Annotated in this window: 33 protein-coding genes; 23 read left to right on the top strand and 10 right to left on the bottom strand. The window is 62.6% G+C overall.

Annotated features, from left to right (window positions below):
• Window positions 1–527 (top strand): EF-Tu C-terminal domain-related protein (locus CKY51_RS14200; RefSeq protein WP_152249398.1); only part of this gene is annotated, 527 nt, incomplete at its 5' end.
• A 683-nt stretch (window positions 528–1,210) separates the two neighbouring features.
• Here CKY51_RS14200 and CKY51_RS14190 read toward each other — a convergent pair.
• The 10 genes from CKY51_RS14190 to CKY51_RS14145 all read right to left on the bottom strand — a co-directional run bounded on the left by CKY51_RS14190 (window position 1,211) and on the right by CKY51_RS14145 (window position 12,243).
• Window positions 1,211–1,885 carry a secreted signal peptide protein gene (locus CKY51_RS14190; RefSeq protein WP_152249396.1) on the bottom strand — a complete coding sequence of 225 codons (675 nt, stop codon included), beginning with the start codon at window positions 1,883–1,885 and terminating at the stop codon, window positions 1,211–1,213.
• A 68-nt stretch (window positions 1,886–1,953) separates the two neighbouring features.
• Window positions 1,954–2,787, bottom strand: coding sequence for a hypothetical protein (locus CKY51_RS14185; RefSeq protein WP_152249395.1), 834 nt, complete (start codon window positions 2,785–2,787; stop codon window positions 1,954–1,956).
• A 318-nt stretch (window positions 2,788–3,105) separates the two neighbouring features.
• Window positions 3,106–3,498, bottom strand: coding sequence for a hypothetical protein (locus CKY51_RS14180; protein ID WP_152249394.1), 393 nt, complete (start codon window positions 3,496–3,498; stop codon window positions 3,106–3,108).
• A 308-nt stretch (window positions 3,499–3,806) separates the two neighbouring features.
• Entirely contained in the window at window positions 3,807–4,478 is a 672-nt protein-coding gene (locus CKY51_RS14175; RefSeq protein ID WP_152249393.1) for a secreted signal peptide protein, read from the bottom strand.
• 64 nt (window positions 4,479–4,542) lie between these two features.
• Window positions 4,543–6,210 (bottom strand): outer membrane protein assembly factor BamB family protein, encoded by a 1,668-nt coding sequence (locus CKY51_RS14170; protein ID WP_152249392.1) that lies wholly within the window; start codon window positions 6,208–6,210, stop codon window positions 4,543–4,545.
• 29 nt (window positions 6,211–6,239) lie between these two features.
• On the bottom strand, window positions 6,240–7,139 hold the full coding sequence (locus CKY51_RS14165) for an alpha/beta hydrolase family protein (RefSeq protein WP_244952541.1): 900 nt from the start codon (window positions 7,137–7,139) through the stop codon (window positions 6,240–6,242).
• Between the two features lie 21 nt (window positions 7,140–7,160).
• Window positions 7,161–7,730, bottom strand: a complete 570-nt coding sequence (locus CKY51_RS14160) for a 2OG-Fe(II) oxygenase (RefSeq protein ID WP_152249391.1) — start codon at window positions 7,728–7,730, stop codon at window positions 7,161–7,163.
• Between the two features lie 52 nt (window positions 7,731–7,782).
• Window positions 7,783–8,427 carry a hypothetical protein gene (locus tag CKY51_RS14155; RefSeq protein ID WP_170292330.1) on the bottom strand — a complete coding sequence of 215 codons (645 nt, stop codon included), beginning with the start codon at window positions 8,425–8,427 and terminating at the stop codon, window positions 7,783–7,785.
• Window positions 8,428–8,746: 319 nt separating this feature from the next.
• The gene (locus CKY51_RS14150) at window positions 8,747–10,954 is read right to left on the bottom strand and encodes a peptidase domain-containing ABC transporter (protein ID WP_152249389.1); all 2,208 of its coding nucleotides are present in this window, start codon (window positions 10,952–10,954) and stop codon (window positions 8,747–8,749) included.
• The gene (locus tag CKY51_RS14145; RefSeq protein ID WP_152249388.1) at window positions 10,951–12,243 is read right to left on the bottom strand and encodes an HlyD family secretion protein; all 1,293 of its coding nucleotides are present in this window, start codon (window positions 12,241–12,243) and stop codon (window positions 10,951–10,953) included. Before CKY51_RS14145 ends, CKY51_RS14150 begins: the two co-directional genes overlap by 4 nt.
• Window positions 12,244–12,933: 690 nt before the next feature.
• Here CKY51_RS14145 and rpsJ point away from each other — a divergent pair.
• From rpsJ to secY, 22 genes are all read left to right on the top strand, one after another.
• Window positions 12,934–13,245, top strand: a complete 312-nt coding sequence (gene rpsJ, locus CKY51_RS14140) for a 30S ribosomal protein S10 (RefSeq protein WP_140723621.1) — start codon at window positions 12,934–12,936, stop codon at window positions 13,243–13,245.
• Between the two features lie 11 nt (window positions 13,246–13,256).
• Complete coding sequence (rplC, locus tag CKY51_RS14135) at window positions 13,257–13,907, top strand: 50S ribosomal protein L3 (protein ID WP_022972739.1); 651 nt, start codon at window positions 13,257–13,259, stop codon at window positions 13,905–13,907.
• 12 nt (window positions 13,908–13,919) lie between these two features.
• Window positions 13,920–14,525 carry a 50S ribosomal protein L4 gene (gene rplD, locus CKY51_RS14130; protein WP_038221316.1) on the top strand — a complete coding sequence of 202 codons (606 nt, stop codon included), beginning with the start codon at window positions 13,920–13,922 and terminating at the stop codon, window positions 14,523–14,525.
• Complete coding sequence (gene rplW / locus CKY51_RS14125; RefSeq protein ID WP_022972737.1) at window positions 14,522–14,821, top strand: 50S ribosomal protein L23; 300 nt, start codon at window positions 14,522–14,524, stop codon at window positions 14,819–14,821. The genes rplD and rplW overlap by 4 nt, the downstream gene beginning before the upstream one ends.
• A gap of 10 nt (window positions 14,822–14,831) precedes the next feature.
• A complete protein-coding gene (gene rplB / locus CKY51_RS14120) occupies window positions 14,832–15,659 on the top strand; it encodes a 50S ribosomal protein L2 (protein ID WP_022972736.1) in 828 nt (275 codons plus the stop codon).
• A gap of 6 nt (window positions 15,660–15,665) precedes the next feature.
• A complete protein-coding gene (gene rpsS / locus CKY51_RS14115; RefSeq protein ID WP_005917128.1) occupies window positions 15,666–15,935 on the top strand; it encodes a 30S ribosomal protein S19 in 270 nt (89 codons plus the stop codon).
• Between the two features lie 12 nt (window positions 15,936–15,947).
• Window positions 15,948–16,283, top strand: a complete 336-nt coding sequence (gene rplV, locus CKY51_RS14110) for a 50S ribosomal protein L22 (protein ID WP_003486710.1) — start codon at window positions 15,948–15,950, stop codon at window positions 16,281–16,283.
• A gap of 17 nt (window positions 16,284–16,300) precedes the next feature.
• Window positions 16,301–17,035, top strand: a complete 735-nt coding sequence (rpsC, locus tag CKY51_RS14105) for a 30S ribosomal protein S3 (RefSeq protein WP_152249387.1) — start codon at window positions 16,301–16,303, stop codon at window positions 17,033–17,035.
• Between the two features lie 5 nt (window positions 17,036–17,040).
• Window positions 17,041–17,454 (top strand): 50S ribosomal protein L16, encoded by a 414-nt coding sequence (gene rplP, locus CKY51_RS14100; protein WP_152249386.1) that lies wholly within the window; start codon window positions 17,041–17,043, stop codon window positions 17,452–17,454.
• Entirely contained in the window at window positions 17,454–17,639 is a 186-nt protein-coding gene (gene rpmC / locus CKY51_RS14095) for a 50S ribosomal protein L29 (RefSeq protein ID WP_003486703.1), read from the top strand. Before rplP ends, rpmC begins: the two co-directional genes overlap by 1 nt.
• An 11-nt stretch (window positions 17,640–17,650) precedes the next feature.
• A complete protein-coding gene (gene rpsQ, locus CKY51_RS14090; protein ID WP_152249385.1) occupies window positions 17,651–17,920 on the top strand; it encodes a 30S ribosomal protein S17 in 270 nt (89 codons plus the stop codon).
• A 14-nt stretch (window positions 17,921–17,934) separates the two neighbouring features.
• Window positions 17,935–18,303, top strand: coding sequence for a 50S ribosomal protein L14 (rplN, locus tag CKY51_RS14085; protein ID WP_003486699.1), 369 nt, complete (start codon window positions 17,935–17,937; stop codon window positions 18,301–18,303).
• 15 nt (window positions 18,304–18,318) lie between these two features.
• Entirely contained in the window at window positions 18,319–18,636 is a 318-nt protein-coding gene (gene rplX, locus CKY51_RS14080) for a 50S ribosomal protein L24 (RefSeq protein ID WP_152249384.1), read from the top strand.
• Between the two features lie 11 nt (window positions 18,637–18,647).
• Window positions 18,648–19,190: a 50S ribosomal protein L5 gene (gene rplE / locus CKY51_RS14075; RefSeq protein ID WP_152249383.1), complete on the top strand. Its 543-nt coding sequence runs from the start codon at window positions 18,648–18,650 to the stop codon at window positions 19,188–19,190.
• An 18-nt stretch (window positions 19,191–19,208) separates the two neighbouring features.
• Window positions 19,209–19,514: a 30S ribosomal protein S14 gene (gene rpsN / locus CKY51_RS14070; protein WP_022972730.1), complete on the top strand. Its 306-nt coding sequence runs from the start codon at window positions 19,209–19,211 to the stop codon at window positions 19,512–19,514.
• A 203-nt stretch (window positions 19,515–19,717) separates the two neighbouring features.
• A complete protein-coding gene (rpsH, locus tag CKY51_RS14065) occupies window positions 19,718–20,116 on the top strand; it encodes a 30S ribosomal protein S8 (protein ID WP_152249382.1) in 399 nt (132 codons plus the stop codon).
• 15 nt (window positions 20,117–20,131) lie between these two features.
• Window positions 20,132–20,659: a 50S ribosomal protein L6 gene (rplF, locus tag CKY51_RS14060; protein WP_152249381.1), complete on the top strand. Its 528-nt coding sequence runs from the start codon at window positions 20,132–20,134 to the stop codon at window positions 20,657–20,659.
• Window positions 20,660–20,747: 88 nt separating this feature from the next.
• Window positions 20,748–21,107: a 50S ribosomal protein L18 gene (gene rplR, locus CKY51_RS14055; protein WP_022972727.1), complete on the top strand. Its 360-nt coding sequence runs from the start codon at window positions 20,748–20,750 to the stop codon at window positions 21,105–21,107.
• Between the two features lie 157 nt (window positions 21,108–21,264).
• Window positions 21,265–21,807: a 30S ribosomal protein S5 gene (gene rpsE / locus CKY51_RS14050; RefSeq protein WP_022972726.1), complete on the top strand. Its 543-nt coding sequence runs from the start codon at window positions 21,265–21,267 to the stop codon at window positions 21,805–21,807.
• Window positions 21,800–21,991: a 50S ribosomal protein L30 gene (rpmD, locus tag CKY51_RS14045; RefSeq protein ID WP_031339952.1), complete on the top strand. Its 192-nt coding sequence runs from the start codon at window positions 21,800–21,802 to the stop codon at window positions 21,989–21,991. Before rpsE ends, rpmD begins: the two co-directional genes overlap by 8 nt.
• A 4-nt stretch (window positions 21,992–21,995) precedes the next feature.
• On the top strand, window positions 21,996–22,439 hold the full coding sequence (gene rplO, locus CKY51_RS14040; RefSeq protein ID WP_022972725.1) for a 50S ribosomal protein L15: 444 nt from the start codon (window positions 21,996–21,998) through the stop codon (window positions 22,437–22,439).
• Window positions 22,440–22,446: 7 nt separating this feature from the next.
• Complete coding sequence (gene secY / locus CKY51_RS14035) at window positions 22,447–23,814, top strand: preprotein translocase subunit SecY (protein WP_152249380.1); 1,368 nt, start codon at window positions 22,447–22,449, stop codon at window positions 23,812–23,814.
• Window positions 23,815–24,014: the final 200 nt, after the last annotated feature.

Raw genomic sequence — 24,014 nt, 5'->3', positions numbered from 1 at the left:
CGATCTCCGGTCGCGGCACCGTGGTGACCGGTCGTATCGAGCGCGGCATCATCAAGGTGGGCGACGAAATCGAAATCGTCGGCATCCGTGACACCCAGAAGACCACCGTCACCGGCGTGGAAATGTTCCGCAAGCTGCTGGACCAGGGTCAGGCAGGCGATAACGCAGGTCTGCTGCTGCGCGGCACCAAGCGTGACGACGTCGAGCGCGGCCAGGTGCTGTGCAAGCCGGGTTCGATCAAGCCGCACACCGAGTTCGAGGCCGAGGTGTACGTGCTGTCGAAGGATGAGGGCGGCCGTCACACCCCGTTCTTCAAGGGCTACCGTCCGCAGTTCTACTTCCGTACCACCGACATCACCGGTGCGGTGCAGCTGCCGGAAGGCGTGGAAATGGTGATGCCGGGCGACAACGTCAAGATGGTGGTGACGCTGATCAACCCGGTCGCGATGGACGAAGGTCTGCGCTTCGCGATCCGCGAAGGCGGCCGTACCGTCGGCGCCGGCGTGGTTGCCAAGATCATCAAGTAAGTCTGTGCCTGCAGCACGGCAGCTTCGGCTGCCGTGTCAGGAAAGAAAAGGTCGGCGCAAGCCGACCTTTTTTTGTTTGCCGGCCGTTCTGCAACGGAGCGATTATTGCAGCCTCCATCGCGGAGGGCCGCGAAAAAACCAGAACGTGGCGGTGCTGGGGTTTGGTCTTGGAGTGGTGGACCTTCTTGTGTGCATTGGCATGGTGAATCGAGCTGGAAAGCGGATGGCTGCCAATCGATGTCCGCCTGCCGCCTGCTACCGAATCGATCTCGATGATATCGAGCGTTCTGATGTTCAATCCTTTACGCGTGCGCGGGCAATGAGCCGTCCTCGCTTCGGCTGATCCGGATGCATGGCAAGGGCTCTGCGTCCGGATCGATCTTGTCGCGTTCTTCATGCGCTGCGACGCGGCGCACGGGGAACGCGCTTGGCGATACTGCCCTGGTATTGCGTCAACGCGCAGAGGGGACCTGAGACCGATGGAGTATCGACACCCCCGAGTGCCGAGAGCACCGCAGGGTCGACAACGGTGTGGCGACTTCAGGTCAATTTCGGAGTGGTCGCGTTGTCTGCTGCAATCGCCGTGGCGCGTGGGCAGGTTGCTCCGGTGACGCCGATTCCGTGCCGAGCTTCCTGCGCTGCGATGCATGCCCGTCACCGCAGCATAGGGCGATGGTCGAAATTCAACGCACCCCGTTGATCAGGCCGCTTTGGGGATCCTTGAGGAGTTGCAAACCGAGCGGGCTGAAGCTTTCAAGGTCGTCCTTTGTGTCTGCGATGCCCAATCCGATGATGGCCGAGGTGTCTGGATCTACGTCCATAGCCAAGGGCAGGTCCTTGAACTGCACATAGTCGCGGCTGGCGTTCCAGAGCGGTTCGCCGCCGATCGCCTGGAGGATGCGGTCGATGTGGGTGCCGACCGGCTGGCCGAGCAAGTTGAAAGGCAGGGGGATTTTCATATTGGCGAAGGCGACCAGATTGATAACCCGATCGTTGCGGAAGCGTACTGTCAACTGGCTGTAGACGAGTGTGTCGACTGGACGCGGATGCTGTACCAGCTGTGCCTTGAACTCGCGCGGGTATAGGTACGCAATGCTCAGTGTGTCCGGATCCTTTGCATCGGTGTGTGTGATGTCCGGCTGGCCAAGTGCTGCCATCACCTCTTGCTTGGACATGCCAAGGGTGACCGGTCCGATACGTTTGCACGCATTCGGTAGCGTCTTGGCATCGACTGCAGCCGCAAATGCGCGCTTCAAGGCGGCAGTGCACGCGTCGGGTAGATTGCCGGCGGCCTGCGCCGAGAATGCGACCATGCCAGAAAGCAGCAAGCCAAGGAGCGTAAGTCGTCGGGTTGCCATACGGATCTCCGGGTCGTGTCTGGAGGATGGGGCCGGGATACGTATCCCGGCCCCGCTATCGAGAGGGATCAGTTGCCGTGCCAGCCTTCGCGATGCGCGTAGGCGTTGATGAAGGCGCTCTGCTGGGCGCTGCTCAATGAACTCCACTGATCCGACGGGTTCAGGCCAGAATTGGTCGTAATCGTGGTGATCATCTCCGACGTCGGGTTCTCGCTGGGCGGGGACCAGGTGCTGATGATCTGACTGAGCGTGGCGTTACCGCCCGCATTGTCGTTGATGCGATTCATGTTCGCCGCGGCGGCATCCAACCCCGCCTGTGGGCTGGAGAAGATCGCAAAGCCACGATCGTCGCCGAGTGATCCGTTGTTGTTGGCGAAGGTGCCCGAACGGATGTCCAGCGGATTGTTGTCACGATTTGGATGCGTACCCGAGATCTGCTGCGTCGAACCGTCCGCATCCGTGTAGGTCACCGTGGTGCCCTTGGCAGAGGCAGACGTGGCTGGATCGTTGTTGCTGCCGGCGCCGTCACCATCACCCCCGTCGCCCTCGCCGCCATCACCGTCACCACCATCGCCCTCGCCACCTTCTCCGCCTTCGCCCCCCTCACCACCTTCTCCACCTTCACCACCTTCGCCCCCCTCACCACCTTCACCACCTTCACCACCTTCACCACCTTCACCGCCGCCCTCCGCCTCGATCGGTTCCTCGTACATCGCCGAGGCCATATGCGTCGCTGCAGTCATGTGGACCGCAGCGTGGTGGTGCTGAGCCTTGGCCTTGGCGTGGTGGACTTTCTTGTGTGCCTTGGCGTGGTGAATCGAGCTGGAAAGCGGATGGCTGCCGATCGATGCGCGCCTGCCGCCTGCTACCAAATCGATCTCGATGATATCGAGCGTTCTCATGTTCAGTCCTTTACATGTGTGCGGGGAATGAGCCGTCCTCGCTTCGGCTGATCCGGATGCAGGGCCTGTGACCATGCATCCGTTTCGATCCCGTCGCGTTCTGCATGCGCTGCGACCCTGCGCATGCGGAACGCACGTGGCGATGCTGTTTTGGCAGTGTGTAAACGCGCGGAGGGAACCCTGACATCATTGGAGTATCGATGCGCGCCCAGTACCGGACGCGCCGCGACGTCAACCGTGGTGCGCGTCTGCAGGCGAATGACGGAGCCTGTCGATACGCGTCATGGCCGATGCAGGAAGCGGTTCCTCATGCAGCGACTACATCTTGGTATGAGTTCCCATCCCTTCCTCTGAACACATCAAGGTCAGTTGCAGCTGGCGGATCGTCCAATGCGATGGCGTATCGACCGTGCCGGTTGCGTGGATTCGGTAGGCGGGGCAGTCGGCGTTTTCCTCGGGACTGTTTTTGATGTCGCAGGAGCCGTCGATCAGGAACGTTGTGCTCGCGCTGGTCTGGGTGCGCTTGAAGCTCAGTCCAGGGCATTGACCGAATGTTCGAGACAGCACGGCATCATTCTTGAACAGATAGGCAAGCGCCTGCGCAGACTCGTCTTGTGGAGCGGCTTGCGTCGCCTGCAGCGATCCTTGCATGGCGATGGCGATGGCGATGAATGCCGCCACGAACACGCGCGGTTGGAAAATGGCCTTCATCGAGCTCTCCGGATGGGACTGTGATCCGGGCCGGGGTTGCCTGGCGCGGAAGACGGGGTCGAGTTTTGGGTTATTTGAAGACGCTGATAAGTACGTGTACGTCGCTACTCTCTCGACTGGTGGCGGGCCGGTCGGTTGTGAGACTCGAACTGATGAATTGGCTGGCTGGTCCTTCCACGTGGCTGACGTCGGGAATGTTCATTCCGATCGTCTCCGGGGTGTGCGCGCTCTGTAGGACTCACTGCTGGTGTCGACATGGACGCCGCCGTGCATACCGGTCACCGCAGCGCGAGGACCAATGTCGGGATTCAACGCACCCCGTTGATCAGACCGCTTTTGGGATCCTTGAGAAGAATTAAATTGAACCTGCCGAAGTTGTACAGGTCGTCCTTGTTGTCTGCGATGTCTAACCCGACGACGGCCGAGGTGTCCGGATCTACCAACAAGCTCAGTGGCATGGCCGAGAACTGGATATAGTCGCGGCTGGAGTTCCCTTGCGGGCTTCCACCGATTGCCTGGAGGATGCGATCGACATGAGTGCCGACCGGCTGATCGAGCAGGTTGAAGGGCACGGGAACGCTCACAGAGGCGAAGATATCGACATTGATGACCTGATCGTTGCGGAAGCTTACGGTCAGGCTGGTGACGCCGACCATCTCGAGCGGGAGCGGATGTTGCGCCAATCGTGCTTTCAAATCGCGCGGGTACAGGTACATCACGCGGAGCGTGTCCGGGTGCTTGGCATCACCGCGGGTGGCGTCCGGCTGGCCGAGCGCGGCGAGCACCTCGTCCTTCTGCAGCCCCAGTGTGACCGGCCCGATGTGCCTGCAGGGAGCGGGCAGGGTGGCCGCGTTTGGGGAGGCGGCGAAGGCCTGGCGCAGCGCGCGCGTGCAGGCGGCGTTGTTGCCGGTGGCATGGGCCTGTGCGATGACCATGCCGAGGATGAGTAGGCCGAACAACAAAAACAAGCAGGGTTGCATGGCACAGCTCCAGGAATAGAGTTTGTGTTGGTCGCTGGATCGGTCTGGCTGCGCGCACGGTGCATTACGACGAGGCGGCCAGTGCGTGTTCGGTTGCGCTTTCTTCCCTGCCGCTCACGCGTTCGAATGCATACAGGTGATTCATATAGGTCGATACGAAGATGCGGCGCCCATCGGCAGAGACGGCGACGCCGTTGGTGACTGCGTCGGGCAACTGCAACATGCCTTTTGTTTCCAGCGTCTCGATGTCGATTTCGACGACCCGGCCACCATTGCTGCCGACGATGACGCGGTTGCCGATGCGCCTGGGTGAGGCATAGACCCGCGAGCGAAGATTGATCTTCTTGATGAGCTGCATCGTGTCGACATCGATCACGTACAGGTGCCGGTCGCCCGAGCCGCAGAAGAGTTTGTTGCCGGCGAACAGTGGGGTGGTATAGCAGATCTCTTCGGTCTGCCATTCGCCGCGTTTTTCGCCCGTGGCCACGTCCAAGATGTAGATCGACTTGTCGAACGAGGCGAATGCGGTCAGCCGGCGTTGCTCATCGACCGCAGGCGCGTACTTGACCGAGCGCCGCGTCGGGAAACGCCAGACGATGCGGCCGGTCTTTGCCTCCAGTGCGAGCGTCTCGTGATCGGCGCTGCCCCAGATGACCAGATCCCCACCTTCCCAATAGCCCGGCGAGCCATGCTGCAGCTTCTCGACCTGGTGTTCCCACACTTTCTCGCCGGTGGTCATGTCGTATGCCGCCAGGCTGCCTTGCGCCCAGGGGCGTACGTACTCGATGCCGAAGTACACCAGGTTGTGGCGGGGCACCAGCAGCGGCGAAGCGCCCACCCAGTCCCCGTCGGGATGCGTCCATATCTCTTCGCCGGTCTGCGCATCCAGACAGTACACGGTGCCGTTGTAGGCGCCGAAGTAGAGTCGCCCATCGTGATAGGCCGGACATGACCAGATGCCCTTCTTGGTGTATGCGGCCCCGGCGACCGGGTACTCCCATACCAGCCCGCCGGTGTGTGCGGAGAACGCCTGCATCTTCGCGGCATCGCAGCCGCGGAAGATCAGATCGCCGACCAGCAGCGGTGCGGACTTGGGCACGACGTGATAAGCGAAGCCCCCAGGCGTCACGGTTCGCCAGAGCTCCCGGTAGGCCTGCGTGGGATACGGCGTCTTGCGATCGACCGGCAGGTCGAAGTCCTTGAGGTTGAACAGCGATTGCACGGTGATGTCGTGCGTCTTGCGCCACTGCAGGCCGGCCTTGGACAGAAAGTCGACCACAACGAACACATCGTGCAGTTGATGCCCAGCCGCCGCGATGACAGCGCGAGCTTTCTCTGCGCTGTTGCCGGAATTGAGCGAGTCGTCGACCAGTACGATCGGGATGTCGAGCACCTCGCCTTCGATCGCCTTGCCGAGACCGGTCGTCTTGCGGTCCTTTCGGATGATGAAGCCGTTGACTGCGCCGCGATGTGCCGGCGCGGTCAGCATGAGCGCGGTGAGTAGAGGAATCGCCGCGGTCTCCAGGCCGCCGAGCTGAAACGGCTCACGTGCGCCGTTACGCTCCCAGAAGGCCTGCGCGATCTGTTCCAGCGCCTCGCGGTGCATGAACACCCGGCGCAGGTCGAACAGCCAGGTGTAAGCTCCGCCTGTCTTGGTGATGAGCGGGATGTTGTCAGCCGCGGTATGCAGGCCGATGGTCTGGATGATGTCCCGGATCGATTGCATGGTCATCGTAAGCTCCACCCGGAGGCGATGCGTGGTTAGGGAGATGCCGAAGCATCCAGTGAGCTGAGAAATGCGGCGACAGGTGGTCCCCAGATCGCTGAGCCACCGCGACCGAAGAACAGGTGATGCCCGTCGTCGCCGTAGGCCTCGGGCGTCACCAATTGCGCGGTTCCTCCCGCCTCGGTGAATGCGCGATGCAGGGCGGCTGCTAGCGGCGGAGCGAAATAGCTGTCGTTGGCGGTGTAGATCCACAGCATCGGCGTGGATGCTGTCTTGCCGAAATGCGCTGCCGCGTCGAGGAGTTTTTCAGGTCGGCAATTGCTGTTGGGGTGGTCGTGGAAATGTCCGCCGCGTCCACCGGCCATGTTGATGAAGCCAGCGACGTTGGCATGCGGCAGGCTGTCATAGGCCAGCGTGCCCCAGCCGCCGGCAGACTGGCCTACCACGATCGCACCGTTCGGGCTGAGCGTTGGCGAGGCGGTCAGGTAATCCACTATCGTTTTGAGTTGTCGCGCTGTCTCCATGCCGGCCTTGTCGTAGTCGGCGTGATCGCAGCCGCCATAGCCTTCCGTCCACGGGCCACCGGTGGCGCCATAGCCCAGGCGCAGGACCAAGGCCACGGCGTAGTGTCGGCGGAGAAACCATTGCGCCGATTCGCCGCTGCAGGTTTCCAGGCCCATGCCAGGCCGATCCGCAGCGTTTGGCGGCGAGCCGTGGGCGATGACAACCACGCGCGGCCGGCCGGCGCGTGCGGGGAGGCAGAGGCGCCCCTGCATCGTCCAGGGATGGCCGGTGTCATCGGTGATCGGTATTTGCAGCGGTATTCCGTCATCGGCGTGTGGGCGACCGAAGCCCGCTGCTACGGCTTGGCCCGCAGGCAGGCAGAGCAGGGAGAGCGCCAGCACGAGCATGCGGCGTGGAGGATGAGTGGTCATGTGACGTCTCGGGGCTGACGTTCAGCGGCGCAGTCGCCGCATATGGAAGGCCAGGGTCGAACACAGCGTTGGGCAGTCGCGTGCGGGTGCGCGCGATACCCGGGTGACCGATCCGTCGAACAGCACCAGCCGGCCGGGGCGAGGGCGGATGGAGATGCATTCGCGTGCAGGGTCGTAGAACACGGTCTCGCCTGCCCAGTCGTCCTTCCACTCGGCGCTGGTGTAGAGCAGCGCCACACGCTCCTGGTCGGACGGTTTGGCGTAGTGATGCAGCGCACCGTCTTGCCCATAGGTGTGGCCGGTAGCGTACGCGCGCACCAACCCATAGTCTGGCGCCAGCTCCTGCTGGATGTACTTCCACACCTCGTTGAGCGCTGCAAGCCCAGGTGTGGCGTTGAGCACATCGTCGTGAATGGCCCGATCATGTGCACTGCGGCTTCCGCACAGGTGCATATGCCAGGAGGGATGGGTATCGCCGAGTAGCCCCGGATAGACGCTATACGACCAGCCGCCGCCCATGAGCTGCGGCAACTGGGTTGTGTCGATGAAATTGTTGACGACCTTCAGGGATGATGCTTCCGATGACGACACGAGCCTGACTCCTGGGTTCGTAAGGCATGAAAGGGAGCGGGAAGGGGATGTGTTAGTGCTTCGGCTCCGGCCTTGGCGCGGCGTCGTCCCCGAAGCAATTGCGTTGCGGCGCTTGCTCGGGAAGCCGGGTCAGGCGCACCTGGTCGAAGGCACCGACATGAAGCCGGTAGGGCACCGCATGCCAGTTGTCGGATGGCGTGGGCTGGCTAGCACCCGATGCGACGCTGCTGGATGCTTCGCAGGCATAGAGCATGAGGTCGGACTGCGTGCCGTGGTCGTCGAATGTCCCGATCGCCTTGGAGCCGACAGGGCCCGCGACGCGCCACCACCGCCGATCCGAAATGCTCCATAGCGCGAACCTGGACTGTTCCTCCATTTCCCAGCGGGTAGAGACCAGCAGCCCGACCCGCGGACAGCTTTTCGTATCGCTTCCTGCACTGCGGTCGCAATCGCCTTCGCCATATTTGGTGCTGTATCGCCAGACCAGGATCGAGACGCCGTTCTTCAAATCCGACTTGGCAACCAGCTCAAGCGTGTTGAAGGTCATGGGTAGGTCAGTTAGCTGACCGGCCGGCGTAACTGCCAGCAGTTGTGCCGTCTGCTGCAGCGGCACCTGAGCGATGGCTGTCGGGCTCAAAAGACCGGTGAGAGCGGCCAGCAGCCAGTACGTGGCTATCGCAGTTCCGTCCACCTTCAAGCGCTGCTGTTTTCTGAGAGACGGGAGTTGGGTGCCGGTCTTGTCGCTACCTGGAAAGCAGGGATGCGGAGGCGCTGGGTCGCATCGCAAGAAGCGTGTAGCGGCGCAGCGAACGTCGCTGCGAGCGACGCACATGTCATGGCTCGTTCGTTCATGCACATGCCCGGGATCGATGTCGTTTGACGCTACCTGGTCCACGCTGGTCACGCTCGCGGATGCGAGGCCGGATGCCCAGGCAACCACATCGTCGGATACGGGCCTGGCTGTCGCCGTCTTGGCAGGTTGGATGCTCTGCAGCGCTCTCATCACCGGTCTTCCATTACGAGGTCGCATGAAGGGCGGCAGCGCGCCCTGTTGGGGTGCGGGACGTGGCTGCTCCGTCGAACAACTCGATCACGCGATCTGCATGCGCGATCGTTTCGGGACGATGCGCAATCACCACGCGGGTGATGTTGAGACTCTTGATGGCGGCATTGAGTCGTCGTTCCATTGCCACATCCAGGTGACTGGTGGCCTCGTCCAGCACCAGAATCTGCGGTCGGCGATACAGTGCGCGTGCGAGAAACAGTCGCTGTTGTTGTCCGCCGGAAAGCGAAGAGCCCATATCGCCGACCAGGCTGTGGTAGCCCATCGGCATCGCCACGATGTCATCGTGCACGCCGGCCAGGCGCGCGGCGTGTTCGATGTCGTCCTGGTTGGCGAGCGCGTCGAACAGGCTGATGTTCTCGGCGATCGAGCCGGTGAATAGGTGATCGTCCTGCATCACACTGCTGGTCATCGCCCGATAGGTCGACTTGCCGAGCCGGCGCAGATCCATTCCGCCGATTTCGACGGTGCCTTGCTGGGGATCGAGCAAGCCGAGCAGTACCCGGATCAAGGTGCTTTTTCCGCAACCGGAGGGGCCGACGATGGCCACGGATTCGCCTGGTGCCACCTCGAAGCTGCAGTCGCGCAGCACCCAGGGTTCGCCATCTGCATAGCGGAAGCTGACCTTGCGGAAGGCGATGCCGGGTGCGGGCAACGGCCCGACGTGCTCGCTGATCGCATAGGGCTCGGGCGGCGTCAGCACGATGTCGGCCAATCGCTCGGCCTGCAGCCGCAGCATGCGCAGCTCGATCGTGTAGTCGATCAGGCTGGCGACACGGCTGCTGAATTGATCGCCGTAAGCGACGAACGCGGTCAACATGCCGACGGTGAACTGACCCTTCAGGCCTAACCAGGCGCCCAGCCAGAGCACGCCCAGCCGTTGCCCGCCGGTGGCCAGGCTCTGCAGCGCCGTGAACAGCATATCCAGGCGTTGCACAGCGATCGAGGTGTTGAGCGTGTCGGCAGCGGCGTTGAGGTAGCGCGCTGTCTGGCTGGCCTCCTGATTGTGCAGCCTGATCGTCTGCACGCCGCGCACGGCTTCGAGAAAGCGACTGTGCTGTTTGGCGCTGACGGTGATCTGGCTCAGATTGGCTTCGCGGTAAATCCTGAAATAGAGCAGGCGTAGCCCGGCATATAGCGCGACGGCGCTCAGCACGATGGCCGACAGCAAGGGGCTATACAGAAACAGTACGACCAGGGTGATGCTGGCCATCAAGCCGTCGAGCAGGATTTCCACAAAACGCGTGGTCAGGGTCTGCTGGATGGTGTCGATCGCACCGAAGCGTGACACGATGTCACCGAGATGGCGTGCGCCAAAGTAGGCTTGCGGCAGGCGGATGAGGTGCTGGAACACATTGCCGGTCCAGCCCAGATTGAAGTGCGTGCTGAGCCACATCACCGTCCAGCTACGCAGCGTCGCTACCCCCGTCTCCAGCACGATCAGCAGAGCGAAGCTCGCGCCGAGGAACGTCAGCAGATCGTGATCGCCGTCGGCGATGACTTGGTCCACCACCAGTTGCATGAATAGCGGCGCCAGCAGCGCAAACAGCTCCAGCACCAGCGCCAGGCTGAAGATCTGCGCAAGCCCGCGTCCCAGGCCACGGATCGAGCCGGCCAACGAGCGCAGCGAGACCGGCGGCGTTTCACGCTGGCGCTGAAAGGTCGGTCCCTTCGAGAACTCGATGGCCACCCCGGTGAAGTGCTGCCCGACCTCTGCAATGCGCAAGGCGCGTATGCCCACGGCAGGATCGTGCAGGGTCAGCGTGTTCGTGCCGACCTCACGCAGGACGACGAAGTGATCGAGATCCCAATGCAGGATGCAGGGTGTCTGAAGTTGACCGAGCTCCTGGAGCTCCAGCCGCAACGGCCGGCATTGCAGTCCCAGCGTGTGCGCGACGTCGAGCAGCTGACGTGCGGTCATGCCTTTCAACGACAGGCTGAAGCGTCGGCGCAGCGCCGGCAGGTCGGTGTGGTGACCGTGGTAGCCGGCAATCATGGCAAGGCAGGCCAGTCCGCATTCGGCCGCCTCGGCCTGCAGCACGTTCGGCAAGGCGCGCAGGCGCCAGAACCGCAGTCGCTCGGTGCGATCGGACCGGGGGGTATCGGTGTCTGCATCGGCGACATGTGGTTGCACGCGGCGCGCGTCGATCGGGCCAGTCATGCGCCGCTGCTCCAGCGGTGGCCCATCCCATAGAGCGGCTCGAAGATCCACTCCACGATCCGGCGACGGTCCAGCAGCATGTCCGCATCCAGCGCCATGCCTGGGCGCAGCGGCTCCTGGCGCCCGTACGCATCGACGGTCTGGGTCGCCAGATCCACGCGCGCCAGATAAAGCGAGTCGGCCGCAGCCCCGGCTGCCGATGCTGGTTGCGTACCACCGCCCAGCAGTAACGACACCTCGCCAGGCGTCAGCGCGCTGCGCGAGACGCTGCTGACCACGCCGTGGTGCAGGCCGAATTTCTGGTACGGGAATGCCTGATAGTGCAGGGTGACATCGATCCCCGGGTGCACGAAGCCAACCGCCTGGCTGGGGACCAGCAGCTGTGCCTGCAGCCGTGAGCCATCGGGCACGATCGCGAGCAAGGACTGGCCAAGCGATACCGAAGCGCCCGGCCTGACCAGTAACGAGGAGATCGTGCCGCTTGTCGGTGCGCGAAGTTCGCTGGAACGGTTGGCTTCGTTTTGCGCCATCGCCTGTTCGACCTGCGCCAGTTGGCGATGCAGTTCGTTGAGCTTGGCCGACACTGTCAGTGGCAGCTGGGTCAACTGGTCTTGCAGGATGCTTAGCTGCTGTTGCGTGCTGTAGCGTTGTTGCTGCAACGATCGCAATTGCGATTCGTCGGCGAGCAGGGCCGACTGCTCCTGCTCGACCTGAAGCGCCGGAATATAGCCGCCGGCGACCAGGCCGGACCACTTGTTGACCAGGTCCTGCACCAGGGCCATCTGCCGCTTCTCGATGACCATCTGGGCATCGATTTGGGTCAGTTGCCCCTTCAACAGCTGTTGTTGCGCGCGGTTGTCGGCAACCTGCTTGTCTTTCAGCCTAAGCGCATCGTCGGCGTCTTGGCGCAGGCTGCGTGCCTGCTGTTGCAACTGCTCGCCGATGCTGGCGGCGGTATTGCCCAGCGCTTTGCTGGTGTGCTCGCCGGACAGCGAGACCAGGATCTGCCCGGCGACGACGCGATCGCCCTCGGCGACCGCGATATGGTCGACCACGCCCAGGGTATTGGCGGTGAGGCTGATCAGGCCCGCTCGCGGAACCAGCAGCCCGCTGACGTGTACGCGCTGGGTGTAGTGGCCGCAACACAGCCAGACCAGGATCGTGACAGCGATCGCGACCGCCGCCACGGTCCAGCCCTGGGTGGAAACCGGCGTCGCCAGCCTGACCGTGCCCAGCCACGCTTGGCTGGGAGCGTCGAGCACTTCGCGGCGAAAAAGCGAACTCTCCATTTCGCACTACCCTGGTCTCATCGTTCCGTTATGAGCGCCACGCCTGCAACACCGGGCTGGCGGTGAACCAGCGTCCCTTGGGGCGCTGGGGGTCGTCGGGGGTGACTGTTCCATGCGAAGCTTTCACGACGCTTTCACCTTCCGCCGTCTGCGTCAGCGCCGGGAGGTGGACCGGTAGGGCATGCGGGCGATCTGCCGGGGGATCGAGGCTGCGGGTCACCGGTGCGCGGCTCTGCCGCCTACCCGAGAATGTGGTGCGACATGGGCGCCTGCGATGGCGTTCAAGGGACGGGAGGCGCTGCGCACATCTCCGTCCAGACGCCCGCGATCCAGCGCACCAGGAATCGGGGGCTTGCGCCTGCGAGGACGCGCGCCTACAATGCCCGGCTCGGTATCCCTGGGTAGGGTGTCGAGTTACAGCGAAAAGAACGGCAGGATGCCGCTCGTGTTCGCCAGACCGGGAAGGTCGCGTCGCATGGAGCACTCAACAGCCCCTGGTTGTTGACCGTGCTCTTGTTGCGCACTATACTTTTCCGTCTGGGCAGGCCGGGTAACCGGGCTGCCTCAGTTTTTGGGCGGAGGAAGTGCCCTCGTCGGCAGGATGCGCGGCGATTCAACTACATCAGGAATATCGGGGCAGGTATCCCAGAGGCCTTGCCCGTCGCTCTTTTAACGAAGGAACCCACCGTCATGGCGGACCAAAAGATCCGGATTCGGCTGAAGGCGTTCGATCATCGTTTGATCGACCGTTCGGCCAGCGAGATCGTCGAGACGGCCAAGCGGACCGGCGCGCAAGTGCGTGGCCCGATTCCGTTGCCGACCAAGATCGAACGTTACACCGTGCTCGTCTCCCCGCACGCCGACAAGGATGCGCGCGACCAGTACGAAACCCGCACGCACAAGCGCGTGCTCGATATCGTCGACCCCAACGACAAGACCGTGGACGCGCTGATGAAGCTCGAGCTCGCGGCTGGCGTCGATGTACAGATCAAGTTGACCTGAGGACTACGACCATGACGAAGAAATATTCGTTGGGCTTCGTGGGCCGCAAGGCTGGTATGAGCCGCGTCTTCATGGAAGACGGTCGCTCGGTGCCGGTCACGCTGATCGAAGCAACTCCGAACCGCATCGCGCAGATCAAGACCGTCGAGTCCGACGGCTACAGCGCCGTGCAGGTCACCGTTGGCGCCCGTCGTGCCGCGCTGGTCAACAAGCCGGCTGCAGGCCACTTCGCCAAGGCGAAGGTGGAAGCGGGTCGCGGCCTGTGGGAATTCCGCGTTGAAGATGCGCAGCTCGGCGATTACGCCGTCGGCGGCGAAATCAAGGCGGACATCTTCGAGGTCGGCCAGAAGGTCGACGTCCAGGGCGTCACCAAGGGTAAGGGTTTCCAGGGCACCATCAAGCGCCACAACTTCCGTATGGGCGACGCCACCCACGGTAACTCGCTGTCGCATCGCGCGCCGGGTTCGCTGGGTCAGCGCCAGACGCCGGGTCGCGTTTTCCCGGGCAAGAAGATGTCGGGCCACATGGGCGCCGTGCAGCAAAGCACGCAGAACCTGGAAGTGGTCAAGGTCGACGTCGAGCGTGGTCTGATTGCCATCCGCGGCGCCGTGCCTGGCGCAGCTGGTGGCGACGTGATCGTGCGTCCGGCGAGCAAGGCATAAGGAGAGATGACGATGGAACTCGTTATCACGGGTAGCAACAACAAGGTCTCGGTCTCCGATGCCGTGTTCGGTCGCGAATTCAGCGAAGATCTGGTTCACCAGGTCGTTGTCGCTTATCGCAACGCGGGCCGTGCTGGTACCAAGGCGCAGAAGACGCGTTCGGAAGTCAACGGCACCACCAAGAAGTCGAAGAAGCAGAAGGGCGGTGGCGCACGTCACGGCGCGCTGACGGCTCCGATCTTCGTCGGCGGCGGCGTGACCTTCGCGGCCAAGCCGCGCAGCTTCGAGCAGAAGGTCAACCGCAAGATGTACCGTGCGGCCATCTGCGCGATCTTCTCCGAGCTGAACCGTCAGGGTCGCTTGATGATCGTCGACGCGTTCGACGTCGAGGCCACCAAGACCAAGGGCCTGATCGAGAAGCTGAAGGGACTGGATGTGGGTAAGCGCCCGCTGATCGTCACCGAAGAAGCCTCCGAGCACCTGTATCTGTCTGCTCGCAATCTGCCGTACGTGCAGGTGCGCGACGTGCAGGGTCTGGATCCGGTCGCTCTGGTCGGGGCCGATACGGTCGTGATCACCGCTGACGCGGTCAAGAAGGTCGAGGAGTGGCTGGCATGAGCAGCAACGAAAAAATCTTCAGCGTGCTGCGTGCTCCGCGAGTCTCCGAGAAGACCGCGCGCCTGCAGGAAATCTCCAACCAGTATGTCTTCGAAGTTTCGAACGACGCCACCAAGGCCGATGTAAAGGCCGCGGTCGAGCAGCTGTTCGACGTCAAGGTCGAAGCCGTCAACGTGGTCAACGTCAAGGGCAAGAACAAGTCCTTCCGTAACCGTGCTGGCCGCCGCGGCAATTGGCGCAAGGCGTACGTCCGCCTGGTCGATGGTCAGTCCATCGACGTAACGGCCAAGGCCTGAGGTCCATCCCATGCCATTGATGAAGTTCAAACCCACCTCCGCCGGCCGTCGTTCCGCCGTGCGCGTGGTCACGCCTGACCTGCACAAGGGTGCGCCGCACGCGGCACTGCTCGATTCGCAGAGCAAGTCCGGTGGCCGCAACCACCATGGCCGCATCACCGTGCGTCACGTCGGCGGTGGTCACAAGCAGCACTACCGCATCATCGACTTCAAGCGCAACAAGGAAGGCATTCCGGCGCGTGTGGAGCGGATCGAATACGATCCCAACCGTACCGCCCATATCGCCCTGCTGTGTTACATCGACGGTGAGCGCCGCTACATCATCGCCCCGAAGGGCCTGAAGGCGGGTGACCAGGTCATCGCCGGTGCCAACGCACCGATCAAGACCGGTAACACCCTGCCGCTGCGCAACATCCCGGTCGGTACGACGGTCCACGGTATCGAACTGAAGCCGGGCAAGGGTGCGCAGATCGCGCGCGCTGCCGGCGCTGCCGTCCAGCTGGTCGCGCGCGAAGGCATCTATGCCACGCTGCGTCTGCGCTCGGGCGAAATGCGCAAGGTGCCGGTCGAGTGCCGCGCCACCATCGGCGAAGTCGGCAACGACGAGCACAACCTCGAGAAGCTGGGCAAGGCCGGCGCCAAGCGTTGGCGCGGTGTTCGCCCGACCGTTCGCGGTGCGGCCATGAACCCGGTCGATCACCCGCACGGTGGTGGTGAAGCGAAGGCTGGCCAAGGTAATCCGCATCCGGTCACCCCGTGGGGTGTTCCGACCAAGGGTTACAAGACGCGCAAGAACAAGCGCACCCAGCAATTCATCGTCCGCGATCGTAGGGGCTAATCGACCATGGCACGTTCACTCAAGAAGGGCCCGTTCGTCGATCACCACCTTGCAAAGAAGGTGGAGTCCGCTGCGGGTAGCAAGAAGCCGATCAAGACCTGGTCGCGCCGTTCGATGATCCTGCCGGAAATGGTAGGCATCACCATCGCCGTGCATAACGGCAAGAACCACATTCCGGTGCTCGTCAACGAGAATATGGTCGGCCACAAGCTCGGCGAATTTGCCGTCACCCGGACCTTCAAGGGTCACGGTGGCGACAAGAAGTCGGGCAGGTAAGGAGAGATGACGATGGAAGCGAAAGCAATCCTGCGCACCGCGCGCATCTCCCCGCAGAAGGCCCGCCTGGTCGCTGATCAGGTGCGTGGTTTGTCCGCCGAGCGAGCGGTCAATCTGCTGAAGTTCTCGGACAAGAAGGCTGCCCACCTGATCAAGAAGGTGGTGGAGTCGGCGATCGCCAATGCCGAGAACAACCAGGGCGCCGATGTCGACGAGCTGAAGGTCAAGACCATCATGGTTGATGAAGGTCCCTCCCTGAAGCGTTTCATGGCGCGGGCGAAAGGCCGCGGTACCCGCATCCTCAAGCGCACCAGCCACATCACTGTGGTTGTGGGCGCCGCCAAGTAAGCGGAAAGGAAAAGACCATGGGTCATAAAGTTCATCCGACTGGAATCCGCTTGGGTATCGCCAAGGACTGGAATTCCAAGTGGTACGCAAACAAGGCCGACTTCGCCAACTACCTGGCAGCCGACCTCAAGGTGCGTGAAATGCTGCGCAAGAAGCTTGCGCAGGCTGGTATCAGCAAGATCCTGATCGAGCGTCCGGCCAAGACCGCTCGCGTGACGATCCACACCGCCCGTCCGGGCGTGGTGATCGGCAAGCGCGGTGAGGACATCGAGAAGCTGCGCAAGGAAGTGAGCGAGATGATGGGCGTTCCCGCCCACATCAACGTCACCGAGGTGCGCAAGCCCGAGCTGGATGCGCAGCTGGTCGCCGAGTCGATCGCGCAGCAGCTGGAGCGTCGCATCATGTTCCGCCGCGCAATGAAGCGCTCGGTCGGCAACGCGATGCGCCTGGGCGCGCTGGGCATCAAGGTCAACGTCGCTGGCCGCCTCAACGGTGCGGAAATCGCCCGTTCGGAGTGGTACCGCGAAGGCCGCGTGCCGCTGCACACGCTACGTGCCGACATCGATTACGGTTTTGCCGAGGCGTCCACGACGTACGGCATCATCGGCATCAAGGTCTGGATCTATAAGGGCGAAGTGTTCGACTTCTCCCAGGTTGGCCAGGAAAAGCAGGACGACAGCCCGCGCAACGATCGTAACGATCGCGGCGACCGTGGCGACCGTCCGTCGCGTCCGGCTCGTGAAGCGAGGTAACGGCAATGTTGCAACCCAAGCGAACCAAATACCGCAAGATGCACAAAGGCCGCAATGAAGGCCTTGCCTGGAGCGGAAATGCCGTCAGCTTTGGCGAGTACGGCCTGAAGGCCACGGCACACGGTCAGCTGACCGCGCGCCAGATCGAAGCTGCTCGCCGTACGATCAGCCGCCATGTCAAGAAGGGCGGCAAGATGTGGATCCGTGTGTTCCCCGACAAGCCGATCACCAAGAAGCCGATCGAAGTCCGCATGGGCTCCGGTAAGGGCAACGTGGAGTACTGGGTCGCGCAGATTCAGCCGGGCCGCATGATCTATGAAATCGAAGGTATCCCCGAAGAGACCGCACGTGAGGCGTTCCGCCTTGCCGCCGCCAAGCTCTCGGTGACCACCACTTTCGTGACCCGGACGGTGCGCTGATGGACATCAAACAACTCCGCGAAAAGTCGGCTGACGAATTGAAGGCCCACCTGACCGATCTGCGTAAGGAGCAGTTCTCGCTCCGGATGCAGCAGGTCACCGGCCAGCTGCCGAAGACCCACGAAACCCGCCGGGTGCGCCGCGAGATCGCTCGCGTCAAGCACCTGCTCGGCAGCACCAAGTAAGGACGGCCGCGATGAGCGACAACAACGAAAACAAGACGCTGCGCACGGTCGAAGGCCGTGTCGTCAGCAACAAGATGGACAAGACGGTCACCGTGTTGGTGGAGCGCCAGGTCAAGCATGCTCTGTACGGCAAGTACATCAAGCGTTCGACCAAGCTGCACGCACACGATGCCGACAACGCCTGCAATGAAGGCGATGTCGTGCGCGTGACCGAAATTGCGCCGATGTCCAAGACCAAGAACTGGCGGGTGGTGGAAATCGTCACCCGCGCGGCCGAATAAGGGAGATCTGAATCATGATCCAGATGCAGAGCTACCTCGATGTCGCCGACAATTCCGGTGCCAAGGAAGTGATGTGCATCAAGGTGCTGGGCGGCTCCAAGCGTCGCTACGCCCACATCGGTGACATCATCAAGGTGACCGTCAAGGACGCCATTCCGCGCGGCAAGGTCAAGAAGGGCGAAGTCTACGACGCCGTCGTGGTGCGTACCCGCAAGGGTGTGCGCCGTCCTGACGGTTCGCTGATCCGCTTCGACGGCAACGCCGCTGTGCTGTTGAACAACAAGCAGGAGCCGATCGGTACCCGCATCTTCGGGCCTGTGACGCGCGAGCTGCGTTCCGAGAAGTTCATGAAGATCGTCTCGCTCGCTCCCGAAGTGCTGTGAGCGGAGGACATACACATGGCTAACCGTATCAAGAAGGGCGACCAGGTCGTCATCAACACCGGCAAGGACAAGGGCAAGCAAGGTGAGGTTGTGCGCGTGGACGGCGATCGTGTGATCGTTGCCAACGCCAACGTCATCAAGCGCCACACCAAGCCGAACCCGCAGGCGGGCATCGCCGGCGGCGTGGTCGAGCGTGAAGCCTCGATCCATATCTCCAACGTCAATGTCGTCAATCCGGCAACGGGTAAGGGCGAGCGCGTTGGCTTCAAGGTGCTGGAGGATGGACGCAAACTGCGTGTGTTCCGCTCCAGCGGAGAGGCGCTTGACGCCTGAGGAATGAGGTCATGAACACCCGTCTCGAAAAGTTTTACAAGGAAGAAGTGGTGCCGGCCCTGATGAAGGAATTCGGCTACACCAATCCGATGGAAGTGCCGAAGCTGGTCAAGATCACGCTGAACATGGGCGTGGGCGAGGCCGCAACCAACAAGAAGATCCTGGAAAACGCCGTTGCCGACATGTCCAAGATCTCCGGCCAGAAGCCGGTGGTCACCAAGTCGCGTATCTCGGTGGCATCCTTCAAGATCCGTGATGGTTGGCCGATCGGCTGCAAGACCACGTTGCGTCGCGCCAAGATGTATGAATTCCTGGATCGTCTGATCAACATCTCGCTGCCGCGCGTGCGCGACTTCCGTGGTGTTTCCGGCCGTTCGTTCGATGGCCGCGGCAACTTCAACATGGGTGTGAAGGAACAGATCATCTTCCCGGAAATCGACTTCGACGCCGTCGACGCGATCCGCGGTATGGATATCGCCGTCACCACCACCGCCAAGACGGATGCGGAAGCGAAGGCGCTGCTGGCAGCGTTCAAGTTCCCGTTCCGTAACTGATTCGTCGAGGAAACCGAAATGGCAAAGACCTCCATGGTCAACCGCGACATCAAGCGGGAAAAGCTGGCCAAGAAGTTCGCCGGCAAGCGTGAAGCGTTGAAGAAGATCGTCTCCAGCCAGGATGCGTCCTACGAGGAGAAGCTGGAAGCCGCCACCAAGTTGCAGAAGCTGCCGCGCGATTCGTCGCCGAGCCGCCACCGCAACCGTTGCGAGCTGTCGGGCCGTCCGCGTGGCGTGTATCGCAAGTTCGGCCTCGGCCGCAACATGCTGCGCCAGGCCACCATGCGCGGCGACGTGCCGGGTCTGCGTAAGGCCAGCTGGTAAGTGCCATTGCCGGTCGTTTGCGGCCGGTCACGGTGTGATGCCTGTTCAGCAAAGGAGTCCGACGCAAGTCGGGCTCTTTTGTCGTATACTCCCGCTTCTGTCTCGTCCGTACGGACGCTGCGGGCTTCAAGGGCCCTGGCCCGTTCCCAGGAAAACACAAGATTTTCGCGAAAGCGGATATCGGTGCACTCAAAGGTACTCATATGAGCATGACTGATCCCATCGCCGACCTGCTGGTCCGCATCAAGAATGCGGCAGCGGTTGGTAAGCAGACGGTGAAGTTGCCGTCGTCCAAGATCAAGGTCGCGATCGCCCAGGTCCTGAAGGACGAGGGTTACATCACCGACCTGCGCGTGACCCAGACCGAAAACAACAAGGCGGAACTGGAAATCGTGCTGAAGTATTTCGAGGGCCGCCCGGTCATCGAGACCTTGAAGCGCTTCTCGCGCTCGGGTCTGCGCCAGTACCGCGGCAAGGCCGAACTGCCCAAGGTCCTCGGCGGCCTGGGTATCGCCATCATCTCCACGTCGAAGGGCATCATGACCGATGCGCAGGCTCGCGAAGCCGGCGTTGGTGGTGAAGTTCTGTGCTTCGTGGCCTAAGGGAAGGAGTCGAACATGTCCCGTGTAGCCAAGAAGCCTGTGTCCCTGCCGAAGGGCGTGGAACTGAATGTTCAGCCGGAGCTGGTCAGCGTCAAGGGCCCCAAGGGCACCCTGACCCTGCCGAAGCCGGCCGGCGTCGAGATCGCCGTTGATGGTGGCGTCGCCACGTTGTCGGCCAACGATCCGTCGCAAATCGCCATTACCGGTACCGTTCGCGCCATTCTGGCCAATATGGTCAAGGGCGTGTCCGATGGCTTCGAGCGCAAGCTCGAGCTGGTCGGCGTCGGTTACCGTGCTTCGATGCAGGGCAAGGACCTGAGCCTGGCGCTCGGTTTCTCGCATCCGCTGGTGTTCGTGGCGCCGGAAGGCATCACGCTGTCGACCCCGAGCCAGACCGAAATCCTGGTGCAGGGCGCCGATAAGCAGCGGGTCGGCGAAGTGGCCGCCAAGATCCGCGGTTTCCGTCCGCCGGAGCCCTACAAGGGCAAGGGTGTGAAGTACGCCGGTGAAGTCATCATTCGCAAGGAAGCCAAGAAGGCTTAATGGCGAGTCCCTCGCAAGAGCCCGCACATCCCTGTGCGGACTTTTGATAGGAGCACGCTTTCCCTTCAGCTTCCGTAGGATAAATATCATGAGCATCAACAAGAACATCGCCCGTCTTCGTCGCGCCAAGTCGACCCGTGCGCACATCCGTGAGCTGGGTGTCGCTCGTCTGTCGGTGCTGCGCACCGGCCAGCACCTGTACGCCCAGGTCTTCACCGCCGACGGTTCCAAGGTGCTGGCTGCCGCCAACACCCTTCAGGCCGACGTCAAGGACGGCCTGAAGAACGGCAAGAACAGCGACGCTGCCACCAAGGTCGGCAAGCTGATCGCTGAGCGCGCCAAGGCCGCTGGCATCGAGAAGGTCGCTTTCGACCGTTCGGGCTACCGCTACCACGGTCGCATCAAGGCGCTCGCCGACGCAGCCCGCGAAGGCGGCCTGCAGTTCTAAGTACGACGCAGGCGTGGCTGAGGCCACGCCTGCATTCCCGCCGGCAGGGGATGCCGGGCCGCCCTCGTTCTTCTGTAGCAAGGGTTGGAAGCACTGCGTGACACTACAACCATAAGCGGCCGCGAGCTGTACATACCTAATCAATCAAGGAATCAAGATGGCAGAAGAACGTGCACCGCGGGGTCGTGATCGCGACCGCAACCGCGAAGAGAAAGTCGACGATGGCATGATCGAGAAGCTGGTCGCGGTCAACCGCGTCAGCAAGACCGTCAAGGGCGGTCGCCAGTTCACCTTCACCGCGCTGACGGTGGTGGGCGACGGTCTGGGCAAGGTCGGTTTCGGCTATGGCAAGGCGCGCGAAGTGCCGGTTGCCATCCAGAAGTCGATGGAACAGGCGCGCAAGAACCTGGCCACGGTCGATCTGAACAACGGTACCCTGTGGCACGCGGTCAAGTCCGGCCATGGCGCGGCTCGTGTGTTCATGCAGCCGGCCTCCGAAGGTACCGGCGTGATCGCCGGCGGCGCCATGCGTGCCGTGCTGGAAGCGGTGGGCGTGAAGAACGTGCTGGCAAAGGCCGTCGGTTCGCGTAACCCGATCAACCTGGTGCGCGCCACGCTGAAGGGTCTGTCCGACATGCAGTCGCCAGCCCGCATTGCGGCCAAGCGCGGCAAGAAGGTGGAGGAGCTCAACCATGGCTAAGGACACCAACAAGACCGTGAAGGTGCGCCTGGTGCGTGGCCTGCGTGGAACCCAGTCGCGTCATCGCTTGTCGGTGCGTGCCCTGGGCCTGAATAAGCTCAACGATGTGCGTGAACTGAAGGACAGCCCGCAGGTGCGTGGCCTGATCAACACGGTTCACTACCTCGTCCAGGTTGAGGAGTAATCCCATGACTCTGCGTCTCAATGACCTCAAGCCCGCCGACGGCGCCCGTACCGAGCGCACCCGCGTCGGTCGCGGCATCGGCTCCGGCCTGGGCAAGACCGCTGGTCGCGGTCACAAGGGTTCGTTCGCCCGCAAGGGCGGCGGCAAGATCAAGGCTGGCTTCGAAGGCGGCCAGACCCCGATGCAGCGTCGTCTGCCCAAGATCGGCTTCCGTTCCAAGATGGCCAAGGACACCGCCGAAGTGCTGTCCTACCAGCTGGACAAGCTGGAAGCTGGCGATGTCGACTTCGCAGCGCTGCGTGCGGCCAATCTGGTCCCGAGCCGCGCTAAGAAGGCGAAGATCGTGCTGAAGGGCGAGCTGAGCAAGAAGTTCGTGCTGAAGGGCGTGGCGGCGACCGCCGGCGCCAAGGCAGCAATCGAAGCTGCCGGTGGCAGCGTAGAGGAGTAATCGGCAGATGGCGCAGGCTGGCATTGGAAACCTCGGTGGCGGGCTCGGCAAGTTCACGGAACTTCGCCAGCGGCTGCTGTTCGTCCTCGGGGCATTGATCGTCTACCGCATCGGCTGCTACGTGCCGGTGCCTGGCGTCAATCCCGATGCCATGCTTTCGTTGATGCAGGCGCAGGGTGGCGGCATCGTGGACATGTTCAACATGTTCTCGGGCGGCGCCCTGCACCGTTTCAGTATCTTTGCGTTGAACGTGATGCCGTACATTTCGGCGTCGATCGTGATCCAGCTGGCGACCCACATCTTCCCCGCCTTGAAGGCGATGCAGAAGGAAGGTGAGTCCGGGCGTCGCAAGATCACCCAGTATTCGCGCATCGGTGCGGTGTTGCTGGCGGTGGTGCAGGGCGGCAGTATCGCGCTTGCGCTGCAGAACCAGACCGCACCTGGCGGTGCGCCGGTGGTGTATGCGCCCGGCATGGGCTTCGTGTTGACGGCCGTCATCGCGCTGACGGCAGGCACCATCTTCCTGATGTGGGTCGGCGAGCAGGTGACCGAGCGCGGTATCGGCAACGGTGTGTCGCTGATCATCTTTGCCGGCATCGTGGCGGGTCTGCCCGCGGCTGCCCTGCAGACCATCGAGGCGTTCCGCGAGGGCAACCTGAGCTTCATCTCGCTGCTGTTGATCGTCATCACCATTCTTGCGTTCACCTTGTTCGTGGTGTTCGTCGAGCGTGGGCAGCGCAGGATCACGGTCAATTACGCGCGCCGCCAGGGCGGTCGCAACGCGTACATGAACCAGACTTCGTTCCTGCCGCTCAAGCTCAACATGGCCGGCGTGATTCCGCCGATCTTCGCCTCCAGCATCCTGGCGTTCCCGGCGACGTTGTCGATGTGGTCGGGTCAGGCCGCTTCCAACAGTGGCCTGGGTACCTGGCTGCAGCGCATCGCCAATGCGCTGGGGCCCGGCGAGCCGGTGCACATGTTGGTGTTTGCGGCGCTGATCATCGGGTTCGCGTTCTTCTACACCGCGCTGGTGTTCAACTCGCAGGAAACTGCCGACAACCTGAAGAAGTCGGGTGCATTGATCCCGGGGATCCGTCCGGGCAAGGCCACCGCCGATTACGTCGACGGCGTGCTGACCCGCTTGACGGCGGCTGGTTCGCTGTACTTGGTGATCGTCTGCCTGTTGCCGGAAATCATGCGCTCGCAGCTCGGTACCTCGTTCCACTTCGGCGGCACGTCGCTGTTGATCGCGGTGGTGGTGGTGATGGACTTCATTGCGCAGATCCAGGCGCACCTGATGTCGCACCAGTATGAGAGCCTGCTGAAGAAGGCCAACCTGAAGGGCGGCTCGCGCGGCGGACTCGCGCGCGGTTAAGTGGTACACTACGTCATCAACACGTGAAGATGCGCCCGGATCCCGGGCCTCGATCTTCCGATCAGAAGGGCGGCCCGCACGACGTCTCGCGCGCGGGTGTGACGATGTGGTCCTGTGCGGGAGTAGCACAGGCGATCCAGAGAGGGTTTCTGGGTCAACAGCGTCCGGCGCCGGAGCATGGGCACACTCCCCATGCCGAG

Source organism: Xanthomonas maliensis (assembly GCF_009192945.1).
In the GTDB taxonomy this organism is placed as follows: Bacteria; Pseudomonadota; Gammaproteobacteria; order Xanthomonadales; family Xanthomonadaceae; genus Xanthomonas; species Xanthomonas maliensis.
The sequence above is the reverse complement of the archived record's forward strand: the minus strand, read 5'-3'. Positions and strand labels throughout refer to the sequence as shown.

Bases quoted from the DNA above. Each gene is read 5' to 3' on its own strand.
- CKY51_RS14190 (WP_152249396.1), bottom strand. From the start codon at position 1,885: ATGGCAACCCGACGACTTACGCTCCTTGGCTTGCTGCTTTCTGGCATG.
- rpsS (WP_005917128.1), top strand. From the start codon at position 15,666: ATGGCACGTTCACTCAAGAAGGGCCCGTTCGTCGATCACCACCTTGCA.
- rpsJ (WP_140723621.1), top strand. From the start codon at position 12,934: ATGGCGGACCAAAAGATCCGGATTCGGCTGAAGGCGTTCGATCATCGT.
- rplF (WP_152249381.1), top strand. From the start codon at position 20,132: ATGTCCCGTGTAGCCAAGAAGCCTGTGTCCCTGCCGAAGGGCGTGGAA.
- rplV (WP_003486710.1), top strand. From the start codon at position 15,948: ATGGAAGCGAAAGCAATCCTGCGCACCGCGCGCATCTCCCCGCAGAAG.
- CKY51_RS14185 (WP_152249395.1), bottom strand. From the start codon at position 2,787: ATGAGAACGCTCGATATCATCGAGATCGATTTGGTAGCAGGCGGCAGG.
- rplR (WP_022972727.1), top strand. From the start codon at position 20,748: ATGAGCATCAACAAGAACATCGCCCGTCTTCGTCGCGCCAAGTCGACC.
- rpsQ (WP_152249385.1), top strand. From the start codon at position 17,651: ATGAGCGACAACAACGAAAACAAGACGCTGCGCACGGTCGAAGGCCGT.
- CKY51_RS14150 (WP_152249389.1), bottom strand. From the start codon at position 10,954: ATGACTGGCCCGATCGACGCGCGCCGCGTGCAACCACATGTCGCCGAT.
- rpsN (WP_022972730.1), top strand. From the start codon at position 19,209: ATGGCAAAGACCTCCATGGTCAACCGCGACATCAAGCGGGAAAAGCTG.
- rplN (WP_003486699.1), top strand. From the start codon at position 17,935: ATGATCCAGATGCAGAGCTACCTCGATGTCGCCGACAATTCCGGTGCC.
- rplX (WP_152249384.1), top strand. From the start codon at position 18,319: ATGGCTAACCGTATCAAGAAGGGCGACCAGGTCGTCATCAACACCGGC.
- rpsH (WP_152249382.1), top strand. From the start codon at position 19,718: ATGAGCATGACTGATCCCATCGCCGACCTGCTGGTCCGCATCAAGAAT.
- rplO (WP_022972725.1), top strand. From the start codon at position 21,996: ATGACTCTGCGTCTCAATGACCTCAAGCCCGCCGACGGCGCCCGTACC.
- rpsE (WP_022972726.1), top strand. From the start codon at position 21,265: ATGGCAGAAGAACGTGCACCGCGGGGTCGTGATCGCGACCGCAACCGC.
- rpsC (WP_152249387.1), top strand. From the start codon at position 16,301: ATGGGTCATAAAGTTCATCCGACTGGAATCCGCTTGGGTATCGCCAAG.
- rplE (WP_152249383.1), top strand. From the start codon at position 18,648: ATGAACACCCGTCTCGAAAAGTTTTACAAGGAAGAAGTGGTGCCGGCC.
- CKY51_RS14170 (WP_152249392.1), bottom strand. From the start codon at position 6,210: ATGACCATGCAATCGATCCGGGACATCATCCAGACCATCGGCCTGCAT.
- CKY51_RS14165 (WP_244952541.1), bottom strand. From the start codon at position 7,139: ATGACCACTCATCCTCCACGCCGCATGCTCGTGCTGGCGCTCTCCCTG.
- CKY51_RS14180 (WP_152249394.1), bottom strand. From the start codon at position 3,498: ATGAAGGCCATTTTCCAACCGCGCGTGTTCGTGGCGGCATTCATCGCC.
- CKY51_RS14175 (WP_152249393.1), bottom strand. From the start codon at position 4,478: ATGCAACCCTGCTTGTTTTTGTTGTTCGGCCTACTCATCCTCGGCATG.
- rpmC (WP_003486703.1), top strand. From the start codon at position 17,454: ATGGACATCAAACAACTCCGCGAAAAGTCGGCTGACGAATTGAAGGCC.
- rplC (WP_022972739.1), top strand. From the start codon at position 13,257: ATGACGAAGAAATATTCGTTGGGCTTCGTGGGCCGCAAGGCTGGTATG.
- rplD (WP_038221316.1), top strand. From the start codon at position 13,920: ATGGAACTCGTTATCACGGGTAGCAACAACAAGGTCTCGGTCTCCGAT.
- rplW (WP_022972737.1), top strand. From the start codon at position 14,522: ATGAGCAGCAACGAAAAAATCTTCAGCGTGCTGCGTGCTCCGCGAGTC.
- secY (WP_152249380.1), top strand. From the start codon at position 22,447: ATGGCGCAGGCTGGCATTGGAAACCTCGGTGGCGGGCTCGGCAAGTTC.
- rplP (WP_152249386.1), top strand. From the start codon at position 17,041: ATGTTGCAACCCAAGCGAACCAAATACCGCAAGATGCACAAAGGCCGC.
- rplB (WP_022972736.1), top strand. From the start codon at position 14,832: ATGCCATTGATGAAGTTCAAACCCACCTCCGCCGGCCGTCGTTCCGCC.
- CKY51_RS14145 (WP_152249388.1), bottom strand. From the start codon at position 12,243: ATGGAGAGTTCGCTTTTTCGCCGCGAAGTGCTCGACGCTCCCAGCCAA.
- rpmD (WP_031339952.1), top strand. From the start codon at position 21,800: ATGGCTAAGGACACCAACAAGACCGTGAAGGTGCGCCTGGTGCGTGGC.